Annotated in this window: 23 protein-coding genes; 11 read left to right on the top strand and 12 right to left on the bottom strand. The window is 68.3% G+C overall.

Annotated elements, in window-relative coordinates; genetic code table 11:
• Nucleotides 1–58: 58 nt before the first annotated feature.
• From ABT130_RS18675 to ABT130_RS18660, 4 genes are all read right to left on the bottom strand, one after another.
• Complete coding sequence (locus ABT130_RS18675; protein ID WP_350923064.1) at nucleotides 59–634, bottom strand: GTP-binding protein; 576 nt, start codon at nucleotides 632–634, stop codon at nucleotides 59–61.
• A complete protein-coding gene (locus ABT130_RS18670; protein ID WP_350923062.1) occupies nucleotides 615–962 on the bottom strand; it encodes a DUF742 domain-containing protein in 348 nt (115 codons plus the stop codon). The genes ABT130_RS18675 and ABT130_RS18670 overlap by 20 nt, the downstream gene beginning before the upstream one ends.
• 67 nt (nucleotides 963–1,029) lie before the next feature.
• A complete protein-coding gene (locus ABT130_RS18665; RefSeq protein ID WP_350956873.1) occupies nucleotides 1,030–1,437 on the bottom strand; it encodes a roadblock/LC7 domain-containing protein in 408 nt (135 codons plus the stop codon).
• Complete coding sequence (locus ABT130_RS18660) at nucleotides 1,434–3,893, bottom strand: sensor histidine kinase (protein ID WP_350956871.1); 2,460 nt, start codon at nucleotides 3,891–3,893, stop codon at nucleotides 1,434–1,436. The genes ABT130_RS18665 and ABT130_RS18660 overlap by 4 nt, the downstream gene beginning before the upstream one ends.
• Nucleotides 3,894–4,052: 159 nt before the next feature.
• Here ABT130_RS18660 and ABT130_RS18655 point away from each other — a divergent pair, with 159 nt between their 5' ends.
• Together ABT130_RS18655 and ABT130_RS18650 are read left to right on the top strand one after the other, a co-directional pair.
• Nucleotides 4,053–4,859 carry an SDR family NAD(P)-dependent oxidoreductase gene (locus ABT130_RS18655; protein ID WP_350923055.1) on the top strand — a complete coding sequence of 269 codons (807 nt, stop codon included), beginning with the start codon at nucleotides 4,053–4,055 and terminating at the stop codon, nucleotides 4,857–4,859.
• Between the two features lie 93 nt (nucleotides 4,860–4,952).
• Nucleotides 4,953–5,981 (top strand): acyltransferase family protein, encoded by a 1,029-nt coding sequence (locus tag ABT130_RS18650; RefSeq protein ID WP_350956869.1) that lies wholly within the window; start codon nucleotides 4,953–4,955, stop codon nucleotides 5,979–5,981.
• 5 nt (nucleotides 5,982–5,986) lie between these two features.
• Here the strand turns inward: ABT130_RS18650 and ABT130_RS18645 are convergent, their stop codons facing one another.
• Nucleotides 5,987–7,984 carry a flavin monoamine oxidase family protein gene (locus ABT130_RS18645; protein ID WP_350956867.1) on the bottom strand — a complete coding sequence of 666 codons (1,998 nt, stop codon included), beginning with the start codon at nucleotides 7,982–7,984 and terminating at the stop codon, nucleotides 5,987–5,989.
• A 493-nt stretch (nucleotides 7,985–8,477) separates the two neighbouring features.
• Between ABT130_RS18645 and ABT130_RS18640 the strand changes: the two genes are divergently transcribed.
• The 3 genes from ABT130_RS18640 to ABT130_RS18630 all read left to right on the top strand — a co-directional run bounded on the left by ABT130_RS18640 (nucleotide 8,478) and on the right by ABT130_RS18630 (nucleotide 10,625).
• A complete protein-coding gene (locus tag ABT130_RS18640; protein ID WP_030916074.1) occupies nucleotides 8,478–8,678 on the top strand; it encodes an NfeD C-terminal domain-containing protein in 201 nt (66 codons plus the stop codon).
• A 32-nt stretch (nucleotides 8,679–8,710) separates the two neighbouring features.
• On the top strand, nucleotides 8,711–10,192 hold the full coding sequence (locus ABT130_RS18635) for an SPFH domain-containing protein (RefSeq protein ID WP_350923048.1): 1,482 nt from the start codon (nucleotides 8,711–8,713) through the stop codon (nucleotides 10,190–10,192).
• A 160-nt stretch (nucleotides 10,193–10,352) separates the two neighbouring features.
• Nucleotides 10,353–10,625, top strand: coding sequence for a GlsB/YeaQ/YmgE family stress response membrane protein (locus tag ABT130_RS18630; RefSeq protein WP_350923046.1), 273 nt, complete (start codon nucleotides 10,353–10,355; stop codon nucleotides 10,623–10,625).
• Between the two features lie 495 nt (nucleotides 10,626–11,120).
• Here the strand turns inward: ABT130_RS18630 and ABT130_RS18625 are convergent, their stop codons facing one another.
• Nucleotides 11,121–11,978: a LysR family transcriptional regulator gene (locus ABT130_RS18625; protein ID WP_350956865.1), complete on the bottom strand. Its 858-nt coding sequence runs from the start codon at nucleotides 11,976–11,978 to the stop codon at nucleotides 11,121–11,123.
• A gap of 119 nt (nucleotides 11,979–12,097) precedes the next feature.
• On the opposite strand from ABT130_RS18625, the gene ABT130_RS18620 reads away from it, so the two are divergent.
• The 3 genes from ABT130_RS18620 (at nucleotide 12,098) to ABT130_RS18610 (ending at nucleotide 14,984) form a co-directional block, all read left to right on the top strand.
• Nucleotides 12,098–13,300 (top strand): YbfB/YjiJ family MFS transporter, encoded by a 1,203-nt coding sequence (locus ABT130_RS18620; RefSeq protein WP_350956864.1) that lies wholly within the window; start codon nucleotides 12,098–12,100, stop codon nucleotides 13,298–13,300.
• 25 nt (nucleotides 13,301–13,325) lie between these two features.
• Nucleotides 13,326–14,357 carry an NAD(P)H-dependent flavin oxidoreductase gene (locus tag ABT130_RS18615; RefSeq protein ID WP_350956862.1) on the top strand — a complete coding sequence of 344 codons (1,032 nt, stop codon included), beginning with the start codon at nucleotides 13,326–13,328 and terminating at the stop codon, nucleotides 14,355–14,357.
• Between the two features lie 222 nt (nucleotides 14,358–14,579).
• A complete protein-coding gene (locus ABT130_RS18610) occupies nucleotides 14,580–14,984 on the top strand; it encodes a tautomerase family protein (protein ID WP_350956860.1) in 405 nt (134 codons plus the stop codon).
• Between the two features lie 421 nt (nucleotides 14,985–15,405).
• Here the strand turns inward: ABT130_RS18610 and ABT130_RS18605 are convergent, their stop codons facing one another.
• On the bottom strand, nucleotides 15,406–16,098 hold the full coding sequence (locus ABT130_RS18605; protein WP_350956858.1) for a hypothetical protein: 693 nt from the start codon (nucleotides 16,096–16,098) through the stop codon (nucleotides 15,406–15,408).
• A complete protein-coding gene (locus ABT130_RS18600; RefSeq protein ID WP_350956856.1) occupies nucleotides 16,095–16,898 on the bottom strand; it encodes an RNA polymerase sigma factor in 804 nt (267 codons plus the stop codon). Before ABT130_RS18600 ends, ABT130_RS18605 begins: the two co-directional genes overlap by 4 nt.
• A 168-nt stretch (nucleotides 16,899–17,066) precedes the next feature.
• Here ABT130_RS18600 and ABT130_RS18595 point away from each other — a divergent pair, with 168 nt between their 5' ends.
• Nucleotides 17,067–17,384, top strand: a complete 318-nt coding sequence (locus ABT130_RS18595; RefSeq protein WP_350956855.1) for a hypothetical protein — start codon at nucleotides 17,067–17,069, stop codon at nucleotides 17,382–17,384.
• A 196-nt stretch (nucleotides 17,385–17,580) separates the two neighbouring features.
• On the opposite strand, the gene ABT130_RS18590 is transcribed toward ABT130_RS18595, so the two are convergent.
• The 4 genes from ABT130_RS18590 to ABT130_RS18575 form a co-directional block, all read right to left on the bottom strand.
• Nucleotides 17,581–18,735 carry a leucine-rich repeat domain-containing protein gene (locus ABT130_RS18590; RefSeq protein ID WP_350956853.1) on the bottom strand — a complete coding sequence of 385 codons (1,155 nt, stop codon included), beginning with the start codon at nucleotides 18,733–18,735 and terminating at the stop codon, nucleotides 17,581–17,583.
• A 344-nt stretch (nucleotides 18,736–19,079) separates the two neighbouring features.
• On the bottom strand, nucleotides 19,080–19,283 hold the full coding sequence (locus ABT130_RS18585; protein WP_350956851.1) for a DUF397 domain-containing protein: 204 nt from the start codon (nucleotides 19,281–19,283) through the stop codon (nucleotides 19,080–19,082).
• Nucleotides 19,284–19,332: 49 nt separating this feature from the next.
• Complete coding sequence (locus ABT130_RS18580; RefSeq protein ID WP_350956849.1) at nucleotides 19,333–19,536, bottom strand: DUF397 domain-containing protein; 204 nt, start codon at nucleotides 19,534–19,536, stop codon at nucleotides 19,333–19,335.
• Nucleotides 19,537–19,545: 9 nt separating this feature from the next.
• On the bottom strand, nucleotides 19,546–20,394 hold the full coding sequence (locus ABT130_RS18575) for a helix-turn-helix domain-containing protein (protein ID WP_350956847.1): 849 nt from the start codon (nucleotides 20,392–20,394) through the stop codon (nucleotides 19,546–19,548).
• A 171-nt stretch (nucleotides 20,395–20,565) separates the two neighbouring features.
• On the opposite strand from ABT130_RS18575, the gene ABT130_RS18570 reads away from it, so the two are divergent.
• Both ABT130_RS18570 and ABT130_RS18565 read left to right on the top strand, forming a co-directional pair.
• Nucleotides 20,566–20,853, top strand: a complete 288-nt coding sequence (locus ABT130_RS18570) for a hypothetical protein (protein WP_350956845.1) — start codon at nucleotides 20,566–20,568, stop codon at nucleotides 20,851–20,853.
• Nucleotides 20,850–21,266 (top strand): ATP-binding protein (locus tag ABT130_RS18565; protein WP_350956843.1); only part of this gene is annotated, 417 nt, incomplete at its 3' end. The genes ABT130_RS18570 and ABT130_RS18565, both read left to right, overlap by 4 nt.

Raw genomic sequence — 21,266 nt, 5'->3', positions numbered from 1 at the left:
GCCTGAGTTCGTGTCCGGTCTCCGGCAGCGAGGGCCGGGGGACACCCCGGCCCGCTGCTCAGCTCTGGCTGGCCGTCAGCACCTTCAACGAGTGCTCCACGAGGGTCACGAGCACCGTCTTCGCCGAGACACGGCGCCGTACGTCGCAGAGGAGCACCGGCACGTCCACATCGAGGTCCAGGGCGACGCGGACGTCGTCCGCCTCGTGCCGTTCGGCGCCGTCGAAACAGTTGACGGCCACGATGAACGGCGTGCCGCGCTGCTCGAAGTAGTCGATCGAGGGGAAGCAGTCGGTCAGCCGCCGGGTGTCGGCCAGCACCACGGCGCCCAGCGCGCCGTAGGACAACTCGTCCCACATGAACCAGAACCGCTCCTGGCCCGGGGTGCCGAACAGGTAGACGACCAGGCCCTCCCTGATCGTGATGCGGCCGAAGTCCATCGCGACGGTGGTGGTGGTCTTGCCCTCCACACCGTCGACGTCGTCGATGCCGATACCGCGGTCGGAGAGCACCTCCTCGGTGCGGAGCGGCCGGATCTCGCTGATGGCGCCCACGAGCGTGGTCTTTCCCACCCCGAAGCCACCCGCGATGAGAATCTTGAGGGCGACGGGTTCGTCAGAGGGCCCGAAGTCCATTGATCACTTCCTTGAGAATGCGCTCGCTCGCGGAGGCGCGCCCGATCGAGATGAGCTTGTGGTCCTTCAGGTCGCCGAGAAGGACCCTGACCACGCCGAGTGGCAGGTTGAGGTCCGAGGCGACGTCGGCGACCGAGGTCGGGGTGGTGACCATGGCGAGAATGCGTTCCTGTTCCGGCCCGGGGACGAATCCCCCGGACGGGACGGCGCGGGTCGAGGTGACCATCGCGACCAGGTCCAGAGTGTCACCGGAGGAGCGGGTGCGACCCCTGATGAGCGCGTAGGGCCGGACGACCGGTCCGGCCTCTTCGTCCATCCAGCGTGTCATCCGGACCTCCGGCACCGGGTTCGGGGATCCGACGGTCCATGGATGGCGCCGCCACCCGCTCCCCCGCTCACGAGAGACCCTGGCGCGGACTGGTGGAGATATGCTGGCCCACCCGCTTGACCAGCATCGCCATCTCGTACGCGATGTGACCCACATCGGCGTCGGAGCTGCTCAGCACGGCCAGGCAGGTGCCCTGTCCGGCGGCGGTGACGAACAGGAACGCCGACTCCATCTCCACGATGGTCTGGCGCACCTCACCACCGCCGAAATGGCGTCCCGCGCCGCGTGCCAGGCTCTGGAACCCGGCTGCGACCGCGGACAGATGTTCGGCGTCCTCGCGGTTGAGCCCCTTCGAGAAGCCGACGGCCAGTCCGTCGGTGGAGAGGAGCACCGCCTGGCGCACCGCGCCCACCCTGGTGGTCAGGTCGTCGAGGAGCCAGTTCAGCTCGCCGGTGTTGGTCAATTTTCCGGTCATTTGTCCCCCTTGTCGCCTGTCGTGTGGTGTGCGAAGTCATCGTCCTGCTCCTCGCGTCCGCGCCGCGCACCCGCCTGGAAGGCGGAGAACAACGCGCGGACCTCATCGGGCGAACGCTCCTCGCACGGTTCCGCCCTTGGCTCCGGCTGGGCGGGCTCCGTCGCCTCGGGCTCCTGGCGGAGTTGAGGCGCCAAGTTCGCCTGCCGGATCCGGCGGGGCAGGCCACCCGGCCCCGTGGGGGGCTGTGGGGCCGTCTTACGTGTCGGAGCGTCATTGCCGAGCTCGGGCGTCCGCCGGGTCTCACGGGTCCCCTGCGGTGCCCCCTCGGGCGACGCGGTGAAGAGGGCATGGGCCCAGCCGGTCTCCTGGTCCGCGGTCCCGCCCGGACGTCCCTCCTGCCCAGCGGGCTGGGGACGGGCCGGCAGGTCGGTCACCACGCTGAGAGAGGGCGCGGCGGTGGACTGGGCAGGGGAGGCCGGCCTCGTCCTGCGGGGCAGACCGTTGCCGTTGGCGGAGGGTGAGAACGTGTCATGCGAGGGGGAGTCGAACAGCTCTCCCGGACGCTCGGCGGCGCGTTCGGTGGTGGAGGACGTCTGCTCCACGGTGAGGGCGAGCGGCGAGCCCTGCTGGGCGATCACCGTACGGGGGATGAGCACGATGGCCGTGGTGCCGCCGAACGGCGAGCCGCGCAGGATGACCTGGATGTTGTGCCGGGAGGCGAGCTGGCCCACCACGAACAGGCCCAGCCGGTCGCTGTCGGCCAGGTCGAACTCCGGCGGGTTGGCCAGCCGCTCGTTGATGGCCGCGTACTCCATCGGGCTCAGGCCCAGGCCGCGGTCCTCGACCTCGACGGCGAACCCGTTGGCCACCACGTCGCCGCGCACGGTCACCATGGTCTGCGGCGGGGAGTAGATCGTGGCGTTCTCGATCAGTTCGGCCACCAGGTGGGTGATGTCGGCGACCGCGGCCCCGTCGAGCGAGATGTCGGCCACCGGCATCACGTTGACCCGGGTGTAGTCCTCGACCTCGGCGATCGCGGCTCGCAGGACGTCGACCACCGGCACCGGTTTGCGCCAGGACCGGCCGGGTGCCGCGCCGGACAGGATGATCAGGCCCTCGGCGTGCCGCCGCATACGGGTGGTCAGGTGATCCAGCCGGAACAGGTCCTCAAGGCTGTCGGGGTCACTCGCCCGGTGCTGCATGCTGTCGAGCAGGGTGAGCTGGCGGTGGAGCAGGCTCTGCTTGCGCCGGGCCAGGTTCACGAAGACCTGGCTGACGCCACGCCTCAGGTTGGCCTGGCCGACGGCGGCCTCGACCGCGGTCCGCTGCACCGAGCTGAACGCGTGGGCCACGTCGTGCACCTCGGTCGAGCCGCCCGCCTGGATCGGCGGCGCCTCGGCCCGCACGTCGACCTCCTCGCCGCGCCGCAGGCGGTCCACGACGTGGGGGAGCCGCACGTCCGCCAGCTCCAGGGCGGCCGAACGGAGCCCGGCGAGCTCGGCGGCCAGGCGGCGGCCGAAGCGGACCGAGAAGATGATCGACGCGACCACCGCGATCAGGCCGACGCCACCGGCGATCACGATCCGGAGCAGGATGCCGGTGGCCGCCGTCTGGGCCCGCTCCGCCAGCTTCTTGGAGGCGGCGAGGTTGACCTTGTCCAGCCAGGCCGACATCTCGTTCGCGGTCGCCTTCCACCTGGCCGCCTCGGGGGTCAGCCGGTTGCCGGTCGATCCGACGATGGCCTTCTCCAGGTCCGTGAACCTCTCGAAGGCCGCGGACTTGAAGGTGTCGCGGTAGGTCGCGCCCAGCTCGGGGTCGAGCGAGGCCACACCCTTGGTGTGCAGGAACTTCCGGGTGGTGACGTACTCGCCGAAGGCCTTGCGCTCCTCCTCCGACAGCCGGTAGTCGATCAGAGCCCCGCTGATCAGCGCGTTCTCCCTGGCGAACATCTCATAGGCGTTGCCCATGCCCTGCATGGCCGTGGCCTGATGGGAGATCGACAGATCGGGCACCGCGGTCATCTGGTCGTACACCAGGAAGACCGCGTCGAGAATCCGGTTGTAGCTCGACAGCACGCTCAGCCGTGCCTGCTGTCCGCTGTCGACACCCGACCGGATGTTCGGAAGCCGGTCGAGCTGGCTGAGCAGCGCGCTCAGCGAGCTACGCAGTTCCGGGCTGCCGGAATCCTCGGAGGCGGTGGCCTTCCTGAACGCCTCGACCGCCCGGTCGGTCCGGGAGCGCTGCTCCCCCATCCCGCTCGTGAGGACCCGGGAACTGATCGCCACCGACGACTGCGTCCGCTCCGCCTGAAGCTGTAGTCCCAGATCAGTGGAGGTGACACCCACCGACTGGTAGATGCTGTTCGCGTTCAGCAGCGTGATCCCGTCACCGACGGTCAGATTGAGCACGAAGCCCCACAACGCGCTCAGCGACAGCAGCGGCAGGAGCAACAGCAAGAAAATCTTGAACCGAATCGAGCGGTTTCTAGAGCCCATGTCCACTCGTCCCAACCTCTGAGCGTGTGGAGGCTCGTGCCGGCTTAGGGGTGGATAGGCCTCCGGAAGATCGCATAGGAGACTAGCACCGAATAGGCTTTCTGCGCAGTGGAGGATCGGATGATTAGTGTGATTACCGGGGCTAGTGCCGGAATTGGTGAGGCAGCGGCGGTAGAGCTCGCGAGGCGCGGGCAGCGTGTTGTTCTGGTCGGCCGTAATCCCGGTAAGACAGCTCGCGTGGCGGAAAGGGTAACGGCGGTCTCGGGAACGGTCCCGGATACGTTCACCTGCGATTACACCTCCTTGGACGATGTGCGCAGGCTGGGGGCCGAGCTGCTCTCCCGTTACGAGCGGATTGACATTCTCGTCAACAACGCGGGTGTCATGACCGCCGAGCGCACGCTCACCCGCGACGGCCACGAGACGATGATCCAGGTCAACCACCTTGCCCCCTTCCTGCTGACGAACCTGCTGCTGGAGCGGGTCGGGGAGCGTGTGATCACCACCTCCTCCCGGGCGGGCAAGACCGGGCGCCTCGATCCGTCCGATCTCGACCGCGAGCGGCGGCGCTGGAGCGGCTGGCTTCAGTACGGGGACTCCAAGCAGGCGGGTGCCCTCTTCACGGTGGAGCTGGCCCGGCGCCTCGCGGGCACCGGGGTGACCGCGACCTGCTTCCACCCCGGTGTGATCAAGACCGAGTTCGCCCCGGCCACGCTGATGATGTGGATGGTGAAGAACATCCCCGGGATGGGCCAGACCGTCGAGGAGGGCGCGAGCACCATGGTCCACCTCGCCACCCACCCGGACGGCGCCGCCCACCCGGGCCGCTACTTCGCCAAAAGCGCCCCGGCGGCCGTCCCCAGGAGAATGGCCGACCCCGCGCTGGCCCGCGCGCTCTGGGACGCCAGCGCCGCCGCCGTCGGGTAGCCGCATCCCCGCCGGGCGGGGTCGGCGGGGATTTCCCCGGCTGTCACCGGCTGTTCGCCGGACGTTGGGCGGGTCCGGTTACGGTCCGGGGCTGTGAGTGTCGCAACCCCGCTGCGGGCCGTTCTCCCGCCCGCCGCGGGCAGGGACCCGTTCTTCGACAACGCCAAGTTCCTGGCGATCACCCTGGTCGTCTCGGGCCACCTGATCGAGGACCTGCGAGAAGTGCCGGTCGCGCACGCGGCCTACTTCTACGTGTACACGTTCCACATGCCGCTGTTCATCGTGCTCAGCGGCTACCTGTCGCGGAACTTCACCTTCTCCTCCGGCAAGGCGCGCAAACTGATCAGCACGCTCGCCGTCCCGTATGTGATCTTCGAGCTGCTCTACTCGCTGCCTCGTCTCGTCCTGTACGGCAAGCTCGACATCAGCCTCCTCGACCCGTACTACCTGACCTGGTTCCTGATGTCGCTCTTCCTGTGGCGGTTGTCCACCCCGGTTTGGCAGCAGCTGCGGTGGCCGCTGACGGTCGCGGTCGGGCTGTCGCTGCTGTCCGGGATGAGCAGGCTTCCCGACGAGCTGTCGATGAACCGGACCCTCGGCCTGCTCCCGTTCTACGTGCTCGGGCTGATGCTCCGTCCTGAGCACTTCGAGTGGCTCAGGCGGCGGTGGGTACGGGCCGCGGGGGCGATCGTGCTGGTCGGTGGCGGCGTCCTGGCGCTCGCCACGCACACCCTGGTGAAGACCGAGTGGATCCGGTGGCGGCACGCCAACGACGCGATCGGCGTCGACGACCTCACCGGCAGCCTGATCCGCCTGGGCATGCTGGCCACCGGGGCGCTGCTCGTCGCGGCGTTTCTGGCGGTCACCCCGGCCAGGCGCACCTGGTACTCGGGGCTCGGCGCGGCGACGATGTACGCCTACCTTCTGCACGGCCTGGTGGTGAAGGTCGCCGAGCGGTTCTACGGAGAGTGGGCCCAGACCCTGCCGGGGGTGACGGTCGTGGCGCTTCTCGGGGTCGGGCTCGCCGCCCTGCTGTGCACGGAACCGGTGCGGCGCGTCACCCGCTGGGCGGTCGAGCCGAGGATGAGCTGGGCCTTCACCAGGCTGAGAAAGCCCGGCTGACCCGGTCAGCGCTGTAGCTCCGCGACCGCGCGGTAGGCGGCGGTGACGGCCGCGTCGGCGCGGGCGGCGGGCACGGAGTCGGAGTTGGCGATCGCGATCCGGCCGTGCGGCCGGCGGGCGACGGCCGCCGGTGGCTGCCCGTCGGGGTAGAAGTCGAGATCCCACGGGGTGGCGTACTCAGGTGTGTGGCCGTGCCCCCACCGGTTGACCGTGATCGCCTCGATGTCGCGGGCCGCGTCGAAGCCTCCCGGGCCGAGCAACCGGGTGAGCTGGTCGCGGATGCTGTACTCCAGATGCCCGTACGGCGTCTCGATCAGGGCGTACCGACCGGCGATCGAGCCGTGCGCGGGTGACACGCCGGGCGTGACGGGCGTGCTGACCATGTGCACCGCGATCGGCTCGGCGGGTGTCCTCGGGCACCGGTAGCCGCCGACGTCGGCCGGGTCGTCGAGCTCGGCCACGCACCAGCGGGCGCCGGTGAACCTGGCGCGCCTGATCCCGGCCTCCTGCCAGGCACGCCAGTCACGGAGCTGGACCGTCGCGTACAGCAGGGGCACCTTGACCGCCCGGTACAGCGCCGCCCGCTGCGCGGGCGGCAGGTCGCCGACCAGGTAGGGGATCATCGAGTTCCAGCAGGCCATGATCACGCTTCCGGCCCGCACGGTCCGCACCCGCTCGCCGTCGAAGTAGCCGACCGTGGCGCCGGTGGCCACTTCGGGCCGGCCGTCGTTGACCGCCGAGACCACCGGGCTGGACAGGCGTATCCGGACCCGGTTGCCCGGCCGGTCGAGCACGCCGTAGTCGAAACTCGCGGTGGTGATCCCCGCCATGTCGGCGGCCGTGGCGAAGCCGGGGATCATCCGGGCGGCCATCATCCGGACGATCGCCTGGTTGCCCTCGGGGAAGCGGTAGGCGCGCGGCTCGTCCGTGTCCCACTCCTTGATCACAGTCGGGGAGTTGTACCTGGACGGCTTGGAGGCGTCGAGCCCGAGCCCCCGGAACCCGGGGTACCGGTGCTCGTCGGCGCAGGCCCAGGCGTCGATCGCGCCGAAGGCGTCGGAGCCGTAGGCCCACTCGTCACTCGGCATGGTCTGGACGAACTTCAGCACATCCGGGTGGACCCCGCAGACCTCGGCGAGGAAGCCCGAGTAGGTGAGCCTGGCCAGCCGCTCCTGTTTCTCTTCGCCGGACAGGCCGGGAAACCAGTCCGGTGGGTCGCCGTACAGCATGAGCAGGTCCTTTCTGGCCTGCTCCGCGACCGGCAGTTCGGCGATCCACCGCGGTGCCCCCCGGCCGGGGGTGAACACGACCAGCCTCTCGGCGGGGAAGGTCTCCCGGTCGCAGAAGACGCTGTCGTGCATCCCCAGGTCCGCGTAGAGTCTCCGCTCCCTGGCGAGCCTCTCGGGGCGGATGTCCAGCTTGGCGAGCAGGTCCTTCCCCTCGGAGGTCCACGCCGCCGGGTTGATGATCGACCGTGACCCGCCGTACGAGACCAGCGGCCCCCTCCTGGTCCTCGGGTGGAACTCGTTGCGCAGGGCGTGCCCGCCGATGTCGTCATGGTTGTCCAGGATCAGGATCCGCGCGCCGGGGTCGCGCTCCAGCCACCGGTGGGCCGCGCTGAGACCGCTGATCCCCGCGCCCACCACGACCAGCTCATAGTGCTCGCCGGTGGGCTCCGGCGTGCCCGCGTACGGCCAGAAGCGCTGGTCGCGAAGGGCGTGCGGCACGCTCAGCGCCTCCGCGGTGTCGCCGCGCAGCCCGGTGAGGGACGGCGGGTAGGAGGTGTCGGGCGAGAGCTCCAGGTCTTCCGCGCCGGCGAGGCGGGGCACCTCTTCCGCGCCCTCGGCCGGGGAGGCGTTCCATCCGCCGATTCCGGGCAGCGAGCACGCCGCCGCGATCCCCGTGGCCGCGATCATCCCGTCGAAGAAGTCCCGGCGGGAGATGGGCCGGTCCATGCCGAGTTCCAGGGCCTTACGTGGATTGATCTCATCAGGATCGGTCATGGGGCGATCATCACGATGTGAATGGATCGCCGCGGTCGCCGCGCTGCGTTTTCGGGAACTTTTTACCCATGCCATTAGCGCGCTGTCATGATATCTACTGCATGAGAGTCATGTCATGGTCGCCGGGAATTGAAAGGAGGAGCGGGCGGCGACGGCACGCTGACTTATCCGGCCCGCGGAAAGGGGGCCGCGCCTGGGGCGTCCTGGTGCGCACCGGGACGCACCGCTCCGCATGGTTCTCCGCTGCTTCGTGCCTTTTTGCCGCTGACCTCGGATTTCGCGGGACGGGAGGCTGCGCGGATGAGCGGGGAGCTTGCCGTATGAATTTTCAGGATAAGCCGGAACGTTATGGAATGTTGGCTCGTTACCTCTATAAAGTGAAGCACGGGGATTAACGGTGGAAGTCCGGACGAGCTCATGCCGCGGCATGGTGCGTGGCGGAGCGAGGCGCGCATTCGTTTTTCCCCCTGACGGCTGATTCGGGGAGTATCGCGTGGTCGGTAAAGAGGGCAGGGTCACCGGAAAGATCGGCCCCGGCCTGGTCGGGGAGGTGATGGTGGTGGTTCGGGGTGGCGTCGAGGCGTTCTACGCGCATCCCACGGTTCCCGACGAGGAGATCACCGTCGGTTCGATCGTCGTGATCGTCGACTTCTTCCCGCCGCGCACCGTCTACGTCTCCCGAGCGCTCGGCTGACAGTCCTCTCATCCCCCACCGTGGAGGCCGCGATGCCTACGGAGTACTTCGTCATCGGGGGCGTCGTCCTCGTCGCCCTTCTCGTCATCGTCCTGCTGTTCAAGGCCATCTGGCGGGTGGCCGAACCCAACGAGGCGCTGATCATCTCCGGGCTCGGGGCCCGGGGCAGGAGCGAGGAGGCCGACAGCCTCGGATTCAAGATCATTACAGGTAAGGGCACCTCCGTGCTCCCCGGATTCCAGACCGCGCGCCGCCTGCGCCTGGACAGCCGGGCCGCCAACCTCCAGGTCTCCTGCGTCACCCAGCAGGGCATCCCGGTGGTGGTCCGCGGCGTCGTGATCTACAAGGTCGGCGACGACCTGCACTCGATCGCCAACTCCGCCCGCCGCTTCCTGGACCAGCAGGACTCGATGAACGGCGCCATCCACGAGCTGTTCACCGGCCACCTGCGGTCGATCATCGGCAACCTGACGGTCGAGGACCTCATCCTCAACCGCGAGCGGCTGACCGGTGAGACCCGCGCCTCGGCCGCCGACGAGATGATCAAGCTTGGACTGATCGTCGACTCCCTGCAGATCCAGGAGATCGAGGACGAGACGGGCTACATCACCAACCTCGGCAAGCCGCACGCCGCCAGGATCGCCGCCTCGGCGCGTATCGCCGAGGCCCAGCGTGACCAGGAGGCCACCGAGGCCGAGCAGGTCGCCGCCGCCAACAAGGCCGCGGCCTGGCGCGACTCCCAGATCAAGCAGGCCGCCTACCAGGCCGAGATCGACGAGGCCCTGGCCAGGTCCCGCCAGGCGGGGCCGCTCTCTGAGGCGTCCGCCCGCCAGGAGGTCGTCGTCCAGGAGACCCGCGCCGCCGAGCTTGAGGCGGCGCTGGCCGAGCAACGACTCCAGGCCCAGGTCCGCAAGCCCGCCGACGCCAGGGCGTACGAGACGGTGACGGCCTCCCAGGCCGAGCGCGACGCCCGCATCGCCCAGGCCGAGGCCGAGGCCCGCGAGACCGAACTCCGCGCCGCCGCGCAGGCGTCGCAGGTCAAGCAGGCCGCCGCGGCCGAGGCGGAGTCCGTGCGGCTGCGCGGTCTCGCCGCCGCCGACGCGACCAAGGCCACCGGCCTGGCCGCCGCGGAGGCTTCCAGGGCCCAGGGACTCGCGGAGGCCGAGGCGGCCAAGGCGAGGGGCCTGGCCGAGGCCGACGCGATCCGGGCCCGTTCCGAGGCCCTCGCCGACAACCAGGAGGCGGTCATCGCCCAGCAGCTCGCCGAGAACTGGCCGCAGATCGTCGAGGCGGGGGCGAAGTCCTTCGGCAACGTCGACCACATGGTCGTCCTCAACGGCGCCCAGGGTGTCGAGGAGATGCTCGCCAAGGCTCTCACCCTCGGCGGCACCGGCCTCGGGCTCGTCCGCTCCCTGCTGAGCGGCGCCACCCCCGCCACCCCCGGCACTCCCGCCGTCCCCGCCGGCGACACGGCTGTGGAAACGCCGGGAAAGCCCGTCGACCGGGTCTCCTGACACCGGGGCTCCCGGGTGATGAGAGCCGGGCCGGAACCCGTATACGACCACTTCAAGACAGGACCGTGACCGACGGCCAGTAATTCGGGTCACTCCGTTATGTGTTGTTCTTCTTTCCCAGGGCATACGCCTGGCAGCTGAGCAGACAGGAGCGTGGAACATGACAGTCACCGGCATCATCACCGCCATCGTCATCGGCGCCATCATCGGTGCCCTGGGTCGGCTCGTCGTGCCCGGCAAGCAGGCCATCCCGATCTGGCTGACCATCGTCATCGGTATCGTCGCCGCCCTCATCGGCACCGCGATCGCCGGAGCGCTCGGCGTCGCCACCACAGCGGGCATCGACTGGATCGAACTCATCATCCAGGTCGCCCTGGCCGCCGTCGGCGTCCTCCTGGCGGTGAGCCTGTACGGCAGGCGGGGCGTCCGGTAACCGGTCCACCCCGTGGCCGGGGTGGCCGACTCACACGAGGGAAACCCCGGGAGCCCGGAGACCGGTACCCCAGGCACCCACGACACCCCCGGCCCGGAACCCTCCGGGCCGGGGGTGTCGTCGTGTGCCCTGTCAGGTATGACGATGAGTCGCGAGGTCGCCGCGTAGGCGATGTTGACGTTCGTGATCCGCCCGTGAGCGTGGATCAGCGCGTAGCGCCTCGAAACATCGGCGTGTGTTGCCCAGGGCGTGACGGCACAACTCCTCCCCGCTCTACCAGGCAGACTCGTTGTGCCCCAACGGCCGGCCGTCCCAGATCGGCATGGGCTCGGGGCAGCAGCCCTGCTGTCGTCATCGCCGTCCTCGCCGAGTCGTCTCGATCGCTTCGTTCACGCCGCCGAGGATAAGAACCTCACGCACGCGCGTGACATGCCTGTCGTGATGCATCCGTGTCCGGCAGACATGGATGCTGATCATCCCGCCCGGGACGTCGGCTCACTCGTGCTCCGCCCTTACCGCGGCGTCCAGGAACCGGCGGACCAGGGCCCGTCGAGCGTCGGGCAGATAGACAAGGCTGACCGGGCTGGGCGGCGCCTCGGTGAGCGGAATGAAACGGAGGGCGGGGTGCTGCGTGCGGCGCTGCGCCACCTCGGGGACGATGCCGATGCCACGGTTGGCGGCCACCGTCTCAAGCCATTCGTCGTAGTTGGCCGTCTCGATGATCTGCTCCGGGCGCTGGTCCACGGACCAGGACCAGGGGCCGGTGGTGCCGCTGACCGTGTTGACGACCAGGGGCCAGTGCTGGACGTCCGCCCAGCCCAGGTGGCTGAGACGGACCAGATCGCAGTGCTCGGAGCAGACGGCGATGCGCGGTTCGTCGTACAGGTGCACGGTGCGCGCTGCCCTCGGCGGGTCGAAGTCGCCGCGGACCAGGGCGATGTCGACGGCGCGCTGCCGCAGAGCCTGAAGGGGATCGTCGGTGCGGGTCAGGGTGACCGAGGCTCCGGTGTTCTGCTCGAAGTGGCTCACCGCCTGCTGGGCCCAGGGGTCGGGCAGCAGCCAGCTGAAGCCGAGCCGGAGGGTGACCTTGTGGCGCACGACGGCCAGGGCCTGGTCGAGGGTGGAGAGGACACGCTCGGCGTGGAGGAGGAACTCGGCGCCGGTGGCCGTCAGCTCGACGTGCCGGGAGGAGCGGTCGAGGAGGCGGACGTTCAGGTTGCCCTCCAACTGCGCGATCGTACGGCTCAGAGCCGGCTGTGTGATCAGCAGTTCCTCGGCTGCCCGGGAGAAGGACCGGTGTCGTGCCACAGACGTGAAGGCCCGCAGGTGCCGGAGCTCGACGTCCATGCTCATCGTGCCTTCTCCCCGGATCCATGCCTGCCGTGCATAGCAGCAGCTTAACCGGCATTTCACAAGCGTTCGCGGGCTGTCTAGCGTGGGTGGTGGCCGCTGAACGCCGAGGGAAAGTGATCATGACGCCAGAAGTGGCACGACCAACAGCCCCCACCCGCCCGCGCAGGGAGTCCTCCTGGACGATCGCGGCCCAGGCCGCGGCAGCGCTTGCCGCGGGTATGGGGATCGGCCGGTTCGTGTACACCCCCATCCTGCCGCTCATGCACGCCCAGGCAGGTCTGTCCTCGGGGCTCGGGGCGAGCCTGGCCACCGCGAACTTCATCGGCTACCTCGCGGGCGCCCTCGTCGGCATCGCCGTCCCGGCCGTCGTACGCTCGGCCGCGACCTTGCGCGGCTCGCTGGCCGTCATGGTCGCGACACTGGCGCTCATACCGGCCACGCACGACGGCACCGCCTGGTTCGCGCTGCGACTGGTGGCCGGCACCGCCAGCGCGCTGGTGTTCGTGATCGCCGTCAGCGCCATGCTCTCCCGCCTGCAGGCGCACGCACACCACATGGTCGGATGGGCCTTCGGTGGTGTCGGCGCCGGAATCGCCCTGTCCGGCCTGCTGGTGGTGGTCGTGCAGACGACGTCCACCTGGCAGGCTGCCTGGTGGACCTGTGCCGCGCTCGCGGCCCTGCTCGCGGCCGTCGCCTGGCCCCTCACGCCCGAACCGGAAACAGCGGCCGCCAAAGCCGCCGGTCCGGCCGAACGACCCCGCACCCACCGCTGGTTCATCGCCCTGTTCGCCAGCTACACCTTCGAGGGCATCGGCTACATCATCGCCGGCACCTTCCTGGTCGCGGCGATCCAGCAAGGCGTCCAGGGCCGACTCGGCAGCGGCGCCTGGATCGTGGTCGGACTCGCCGTCCTGCCCTCCTGCGCCCTGTGGACTCGCCTGGCATGCCGCTGGTCGCGACCGGCGCTACTGCTCACCTCGCTGAGCATCCAGGCTGTCGGCATCGCGCTGCCGGCTTTGCTCGGTGGCGCTGCCCCGGCGCTGGTCTCCGCCGTGCTGTTCGGCGCCACATTCATGGGCGTCAGCACGATCGCCCTGTCGATCGGCACTCATCTGCAAGTGCCGCGCGCCGTGGCCCTGCTGACCGCCGGATACAGCGCCGGCCAGATCCTCGGCCCGCTGCTGGCCGCACCCCTGCTGCGTCACGGCTACCACCAGGCCCTCCTGCTGGGCAGCACCATGGTGGCAATCGCCGGAGTCGCGGCCGCCGCCGTCTGCATCCGCTTTCCGCACCACCTCGCTCCCGTCGTCTCGACGGCCTGACACCCGTACCAGAGGAGGAGTCGTCATGAGCAGACTGCTGTCCGATCTCGGAATCGACCTCCCGGTCCTCGCCGCGCCGATGGCCGGCGGACCGAGCACACCCGCACTCGTCACGGCGGCCGCGCGCGTCGGCGGCCTGGGCTTTCTCGCCGGCGGGTACAAGACCGCGCAGGCGCTGGCCGGGCAGATCCACACCGTACGGGCGGACGGAGTGCCGTTCGGCGTCAACCTGTTCGTCCCCAACCCGGTCCCCATCTCCGCCGAGGCGTACCGGGGTTACGCCCAGGCGGTGCAGCCCGAGGCCGAGCCGTACGGGCTGAAGCTCACCGACGGGGACCCGGTGGAGGACGACGATCAGTGGACGGACAAGGTCGACCTGCTGACCGCGAGTCCCGTCCCCTGGGTGTCCTTCACCTTCGGTATCCCCGACCGCGCGGTCGTCGGTGCCCTGCGCCGGGCCGGCACCACCGTCCTGCAGAACGTCACCTCGACCGACGAGGCACGCCGGGCGGCGGAGTTCGGAGTCGACGCACTGATCGTGCAGGCGGCCACGGCCGGCGGGCACTCGGCCACGCTCACCCCCGAGCGACCGCTCACGCCCGTGCCGCTGCCCGAGCTGGTAGGCCAAGTGCGTGACGCCGTCACCTTGCCGGTCATCGCCACCGGCGGAATCGCCACCCCGGCCGATGTGGCGGCCGCGCTGCATGCCGGTGCGGAAGCGGTTATGGTCGGCACCCTCCTACTGCGTACGGACGAGAGCGGAGCATCGGCGCCGCACAAGACGGCTCTCGTGGACCCCGCCTTCGAGACGACCATCGTCACGCGCGCCTTCACGGGGCGGCCAGCCCGCGCCCTGCGCAACCACTTCACCGACCGCTTCGACGCGATCGCCCCCGCCGGCTACCCCGCCCTGCACCACCTCACCGGCCCGCTGCGCAAGGCGGCCACCGCGGCCGGAGACACCCGGCTGATCCACCTGTGGGCCGGAACGGGACACCGCGAGGCGCGGAGTGAGCCTGCTGAGCAGGCACTCGCTCGGCTTGCCGGCCGGCTCTAGCCCTGGGCGACGCGGATGTCCGCCAGACCGACTGTGGGCCTACCCAAGGCGCGGTCATGCCCGAGACCGTACGGATTCAGTGCGACGACGGGTAGGCAGGGATACGGGGTCACGGGTCTCATCTCTTCCGGAGATGGGCTCCATCTCTATCGATCATTGGCGCTGAGATGCACACGAGCCTAGGCCGCTAATCGCCTGAAAGGGGCGCAAACAATGCCACTAGTGCGGATTGACATGGTCCGTGGACGTCGATCGGACGAGATCAAGGCGATCGCCGACGCGACACACGAGGCGATTGTGAAGGTGCTGCACATCCCCGAGCGCGACCGGTTTCAGATCATCACCGAGCACGATGCCGACCACCTGATCGCCCTGGACGCCGGGCTCGGTTTCGACCGCAGCTCCGGCGTGGTGATGATCCAGATCTTCACCCAGGCAGGCCGCGCCACCGAGGTCAAGCAGGAGCTGTTCCGCACCATCGCCGACAGCCTGGAGTACGTCGGTGTTGCCGGCGAGGATGTCTTCATCGGCATCGTCGAGAACGGCCCTCAGGATTGGTCGTTCGCCCACGGCCGCGCTCAGTACGTCGAAGGTGATCTCGCCGTCCCCGGTGGTTCGGGCACCTGAAGCGGGTGCCGCGATGAGTGTGAGCGTGCGCCTGACACCACGGATCCTGGGCGTCGGCGTGCTGATCAAGCACGGCGAATCGAGCAGGTTGGATTGCAGCTTGGCCTACTGGTGCTCCGTTCCGCAAAGCAGGTGGACAAAACGACGTCGGCGCTGACGAGGCTCGGGGGCGGGCGTCCCCAGGCCCAGGGGCGGGCGTGGGTGTTGAGCTGTGTGGTCGCCACGGCGGCGGCGTAGGTGATCTCGTCAGCCTCTACCCGGCCGACCGTCCGACGCTGCCCGCCGCCGAGCCGTAGCTTCAAGGGAACCTTGCACGAGCGCCCGTCCTGGCCTGGCCGCGTTCGCACGCTGACGCCGCACTCGCGCGCTGAGCAAGAGTCCGCCCACGGCGATTTGTCGGGCCTGGATGAGCTCGAACGACTCACCCGCTCTGCGGGCTGGGCAACTCCGAGGGGCCGACAGAGTGTCCGGTGGTGTCGACCAGGACGCACGGCTTCACCGGTCCGTCCGAGATCCGCGCCCATATGCTCACGGTGGGCTCGCCGATGTTGAATTCCAGAACCGCGGTCTGCCCCTCTTCGAGGGCGCCCGGGTCGAAGACGAAGCCCAGCCCGGAGGGGTTTTCCTTGTTGATGAGGACCAGCGGCCTGCCGTCGGCGGGCTCATAGGTCTCCTCGCGTGGCAGGAGGTTGTCGCTGCGCGGATCCTCGCACTGCTTTCCCTGAGGGACGTAGTCCACGACGGCTCTGAAACCGAGTGCGTTGAGGTCGGCCTCCAGCTTCTTGGGATCCCTGATCTCGTTGATCTCGATCGAGATCGTGCCGTCGGGGTTCTGCGCCACGGCGTAGGCCGGGGTCCCCACGGAGACGAACACCGGTACGGCCACCGCAAGTGCCGCGGCGGCGGCCAGGGCGGGGACGAGGAAGGCCGGACGCCGCAGCAGGCGACGGCCTACCCGCTCCCGCGGCCTGGTGTCCTGCTGGATCTCCTGCATCACGAACTCCTTGAGCAGTCGGCGACGGCCCGCCGGAAGGTCCCGCTCCACCGGGACCGGCAGCAGCCGGGCCAGCTCCTCGATCTGACCGGGGTCAGGCTGGGGCCTGGCGGCATTCATAGGGCTCTCTCCTGAACGGACCGGACCGCGTTGTCGCGGTCACCATCTACCTGTCCGGGCCGCGACCGCGGTTCCCGAGTCTCCCCGGCCATCCGCATGGGGCGCCGTGCGTCTCCGACGGCCTGCCCCGAGCCCGTGTGTTCCGAGCCCGTGTGTTCCGAGCCCGTGTGTTCCGAGCCCGTGTGTCCCGGGTCCGCGTGTTCTGGCCGCCACCGCGCTTCCCGTGCTCTCCCGGCCGTCCGCCCGAAACGTGATGGTTCCCGGCTGCTCTTCACAGCGTCCACGGCGAGCTTCCGCAACCTCTTCCTCGCCCGGGAGAGCCGGGAGCGGACCGTGCCCACCGGTACGCCGAGTGCCTCCGCCGCCTCGGTGTACCCGAGCCCGGCCCACACGCACAGCGCGATCACCTCCCGCTCGGACCTGCGCAGTGTGCCCAGCGCGACCCGGACCGAAGCCAGCAACTCGTCGTCGTCGACGCGCCCCGCCACCTCCTCGGCGATGTCCGGCACCACCCCGCCCGGAGGCAGCCTGGCCAGTGCTCCCTCGTGCCGCCGCAAGGCGCGGTTGACGTTACGGGCGACGTTGGTCGCGACGCCCAGCAGCCAGGGCCGCAGCGAACCGCCCTCCGCGTCGACCCTGCCCCGCAGCCGCCATGCCTCCAGGAAGGTCACCGACACCACGTCCTCGGCGACCGACCAGTCGCCGGTCAGCCGGAAGGCGTGGTTGTAGACCGAGCGCGCGTGGTCGTCGAACAGCTGGCTGAAGGCGTCCGGATCTCCGGCGCGCACCCGGGCGCGCATAGTCGTCTCCACACACATGTACTGTCCGCCCGAACCCACCGGTTCCAGAGGTTCAAGACATCACACCCACTCGCTCCTGACGCCACCTCAATGCCCCGGTATTCCGCCTGCGGAGCGTTGCTAACCGTTTACAAGTCCTCTCCAAGTGGGCGTCAATAGATTTTGATCATGAACCTTCGCATAGCATCCGCCAAGTCCCGGGCCGCCCTCGTCGTAGGTCTACTCGCCGTCGTCGTGCGCGTGGGCACGACCGTCACCCTGACGGTCAACGGGGAGTCCACCTGCAACCACACCGACTTTGCGGGGATCGGTCTGGGCGGTGTCGCGGTGTTCATCGCCCTGCTGGCCGGGTGGGAGGCCGCCACCGGTCTCACCCAACACCAGGCGCGCAAGGACGTCACCTGGGGAGTGACCGCTCTCGCGCTTCTTCTCGGCGCTGTCGGCCTGCTCAAGGGCTTCGCCGTCGTCATGAGCCCCTGCGGCTGAAACCCCTGGTGTCCCGGTCTCCGGTGCGCGCCGTCAGAAGACCGTTGCTGTGCATCGCATGCCGCCAGGACCCAACGGGTCACATCACGAACAGGTCGCTCGTATGCCGCGGGTTGGCCGGCGGGGTCACCAGAGGGGTGAAAGCCGTTGTGGTGTCATGCCTCACTCGTCCCCGCCTTCGCAAGCGGCCCCACGATCATCCCCCGAATACATCTTCAGTAGAGCCGTGGCCTGGTGGGGCCGGTGGAATTTTCTGACCCCACCAACCCCAACGCTCCTCATAGAAGACACTCAGTAGGAGCCTGGTGCTCTCGCTGAGGGCGGGAAGGTCGCCCAGCCAATCGGGCAGATCGGTCAGCGGGTTATCGCTCACACTGAGCTCGGTGAGGGCGGTGAGGTTGCCCAGCGACTCGGGCAGAACGGTCAACTGGTTATCGACCAGGTAGAGGTCGGTGAGGGCGGTGAGGTTGCCCACTGACTCAGGCAGAACAGTCAGCCGGTTACTGCCCACACTGAGCTCGGTGAGGGCGGTGAGGTTGCCCAGCGACTCAGGTAGAGCGGTCAACTGGTTACCGCCTAGGGAGAGGTCGGTGAGGGCGGTGAGGTTGCCCAGCGACTCGGGCAGAACGGTCAACTGGTTATCGACCAGGTAGAGGTCGGTGAGGGCGGTGAGGCTGCCTACCGACTCGGGCAGAACAGTCAGCCGGTTACTGCCCACACTGAGCTCGGTGAGGGCGGTGAGGTTGCCCAGCGACTCAGGCAGAACGGTCAACTGGTTGTCATGCAGGTAGAGCCATTCGAGGGCGGTGAGGTTGCCCAGTGACTCAGGCAGAGCGGTCAACTGGTTGTCATGCAGGTAGAGCCAGTAGAGCTCGGTGAGGTTTCCCACTGAGTCAGGTAGAACGGTCAGCCGGTTGTTATGCAGATAGAGCTCGGTGAGGGCGGTGAGGTTCCCCACTGACTCGGGTAGAGCGGTCAGCCGGTTGTCATACAGGGAGAGGTTGGTGAGGGCGGTGAGGTTGCCCAGTGACTCGGGTAGAGCGGTCAGCCGGTTGTCATACAGGGAGAGGTTGGTGAGGGCGGTGAGGTTGCCCAGTGACTCGGGCAGAGCGGTCAACTGGTTACCGCCCAGGGAGAGGTTGGTGAGGGCGGTGAGGTTCCCCACTGACTCGGGCAGAGCGGTCAGCCGGTTGTCATACAGGTAGAGGTTGGTCAGATGGGTGAGATCGCCGAGAAGTTCCGGCACCGTGTCCAGGTCGAGCCTGGACAGGTCCAGCGTGGTCGATCCCTCTCGCCGGCACCTGTCGATCCGCTCGTCAGCGGTCATCGGGTCGTTCCCGGTCTCCGTCAAGATCTCTCTCCTCGTCGTTGCTCGGATGCCCGGTGGTTTCGGGCGCGAGGGTCGAGGATGAGGCTATGGATCGGCGCTAGGAACCTGCTTGGAGGGCGCTGAGGACCGGCTTGTGGATGGGACATCGATGTCGGCGAACGCCAAGCAAACGGTCTCGACCGCGCGCATGAGATCAGAGGTGAAAACGGCGGCGAGGCCGTCCACGGGGCGCCTGCGCCCCTCACCTCTCAGGAAACCTTCTCCGACCTGTCACATGATCAGGGACGTGTGTCGAATTCACCGTCCTTGACACCTTCGCCGAAGGTTCGCCACCCATCAGGTGAGAAGATCAGCTCATCACGCGATCAGGGACGCGTGTCGAAGTCTCCAGTCTTGACACGGCCAAGGAAGGCAGCCCAGTCACCTGACAAGAAGGAAAGTACGGCGCCGCCAGGATTCTTGGAGTCACGGACAAGGTGCTGGTTGTCTACGTGGGCCACCTCGACGCAGTTGTTGCTGCTTCCACTCAGGCTGCTCTTGTACCAGACGGCGCTCGCCAGATCAGTCATGGGGCACCTGCGTTCCTCGCCTCTCAGGAGCCTTCTCTGACTCACGCGATCAGGGACGTGTGTCGAAGTCTCCAGTCTTGATGCGGCCGAGGAAGGCGGTCCAGTCACCCGACGAGAAGACAAGTGTGGCTCCGCCAGGATCCTTGGAGTCCCGGACAGCGACCGAGCCCGGAATGAAAGCGACTTCAACGCAGTTGTCTGTCGTTCCCTGACTGCGTGAACTCTTTTGCCAGGTGACCTGGGAGAAGTCCATGAGGGTGCCTCACTTCAACGTGTCGAGCATGCCGGACAGGTAGATGAGGGATGCATCAGGGGCAAGCGCCGTTGCGCACAAATGCTGGAAAACCAGTGTATAGCGGGCAAGCTCTTCCGGCTTTTCCAGGTAGAGGCCATCAGTGCCGGTCTCCACATAGACGATCTTCGGGTCCTCGGGGAATTCCATGATGACGAATTGACCAGCCATGCCCGCGTGCAGGCCGGCGGTGAGTGGGAGGACCTGGATGGTGACGTGTTCCAAGGGTTCGGTGTCGATGAGTCGCTGAAGCTGCTCGCGGAAGACAGGCGGTGAGCTCAAGGGACGGACCAGGGCGGCTTCGTCGATGACGACCCAGAAACGTGGGGAGTCCTTTTGGGTGAGGAGTTTCTGCCGTTCCATTCTCAACCTGACGCGCCGTTCGACTTCGGCGGGGTCACGTACCAGTGCCGCACGAGTGATCTCCGCCGCATACGCGGGAGTCTGCAGCAGGCCGGGGATCACGAGAGGTTCGAAGGTGGAGATGGTTGAGGCTTCAGCTTCGAGATCGATGTAGCTACCGGCCAACACGTCCTTGTAGGCGGTCCACCAACCGCGCTGGCGAGACTCCTTGGCAAGCGTGATCATTGCTTCGCGCTGCCCGGGATCGACAACACCGTAGACGTCGAGCAGATCGCGGACGTCACGGGGATTCGGCCGCTGCCACTGGGCGGTTTCGATCCGGCTGAGTTTGCCCCGTGACCATTCCAACCGCTCGGCGACCGAGTCCGCGGTCATGTTCGCTGCTTCTCGCAGGCGTCGCAACTCACCCGAGAGGCGACGACGCCGAACAGTGGGGCTCTGCCTGCTGGTGGTCATGGCTGTGTCTCCTTGTGGCCGGTTGCGATCGTAGGGCATCCGAGCGAACCAGACATTGAAACCTCAATCAGAGAATGCCAAAGGCTGGCATTGCGAGTTTGACTGTAACGGTACAGGGTGACTACGGAACGTAATCCGTCGAGCAGTGGCTTACGGCAGGAGGTCAGTGTCATGAGCGCACGTGATCCACAAGAGCAGTTCATTCACCTGGTGCGGCTGGGGTGGGACCTGCGGGGTCTGGGGGTGAGCACCTCGCTGGTGCTTCCCCAGGTGGGGCAGCCGATCCTGGAGATCATGTCCGGGGGCGAGACCCGGGTCCGGATCGCCGTCATCCGTCGCGCCTGCGGCTGGGTGTTCGTCTGGCGGCCCTGGTGGGCCAGGGTGTGGCGGCCGGGCGAAGGGGTCTGGGCCGGGGCCGACAACGCCGCCGACGTCATCATCTCGGCGGCGATCGCATGAACGCGTACCCGCAGGCGACCTGCCGCTACGAACGCAGGCGAGCGAGCACGGGACGCTGGGCCGTACTGCACCCGCTGGGGCACGCCGAGTTCGCGGGCTTGGCCTGTTCGGTCGCGACGGTCCGCGCCTGGGCAAGAGACCTGCTCACCGGCAGAGTCGACGACTCCGCCCTCGACACCGTGGTGCTCCTGCTCAGCGAGATCGTGACGAACTCCGTCGTCCACTCCGACTCCGGACGGACCGCAGCAGGATCGATCACGGTCTGCCTGGGCCTGGGCGGCGGCATGATCCACGCCGAGGTCATCGACGACGGCTCGGCGACCAGCCTCCCCTTCGTCCGCGCGGCCGACTTCGACAGCGACGGCGGACGCGGCCTGCTCCTGGTCGAGGCCATGGCCACCGCCTGGGGCACC

The organism is Streptosporangium sp. NPDC001681 (assembly GCF_040298085.1).
Taxonomy (GTDB): Bacteria; Actinomycetota; Actinomycetes; order Streptosporangiales; family Streptosporangiaceae; genus Streptosporangium.
Note: the sequence above shows the minus strand (reverse complement) of the source record. Positions and strands in the feature narration are given on the sequence as shown.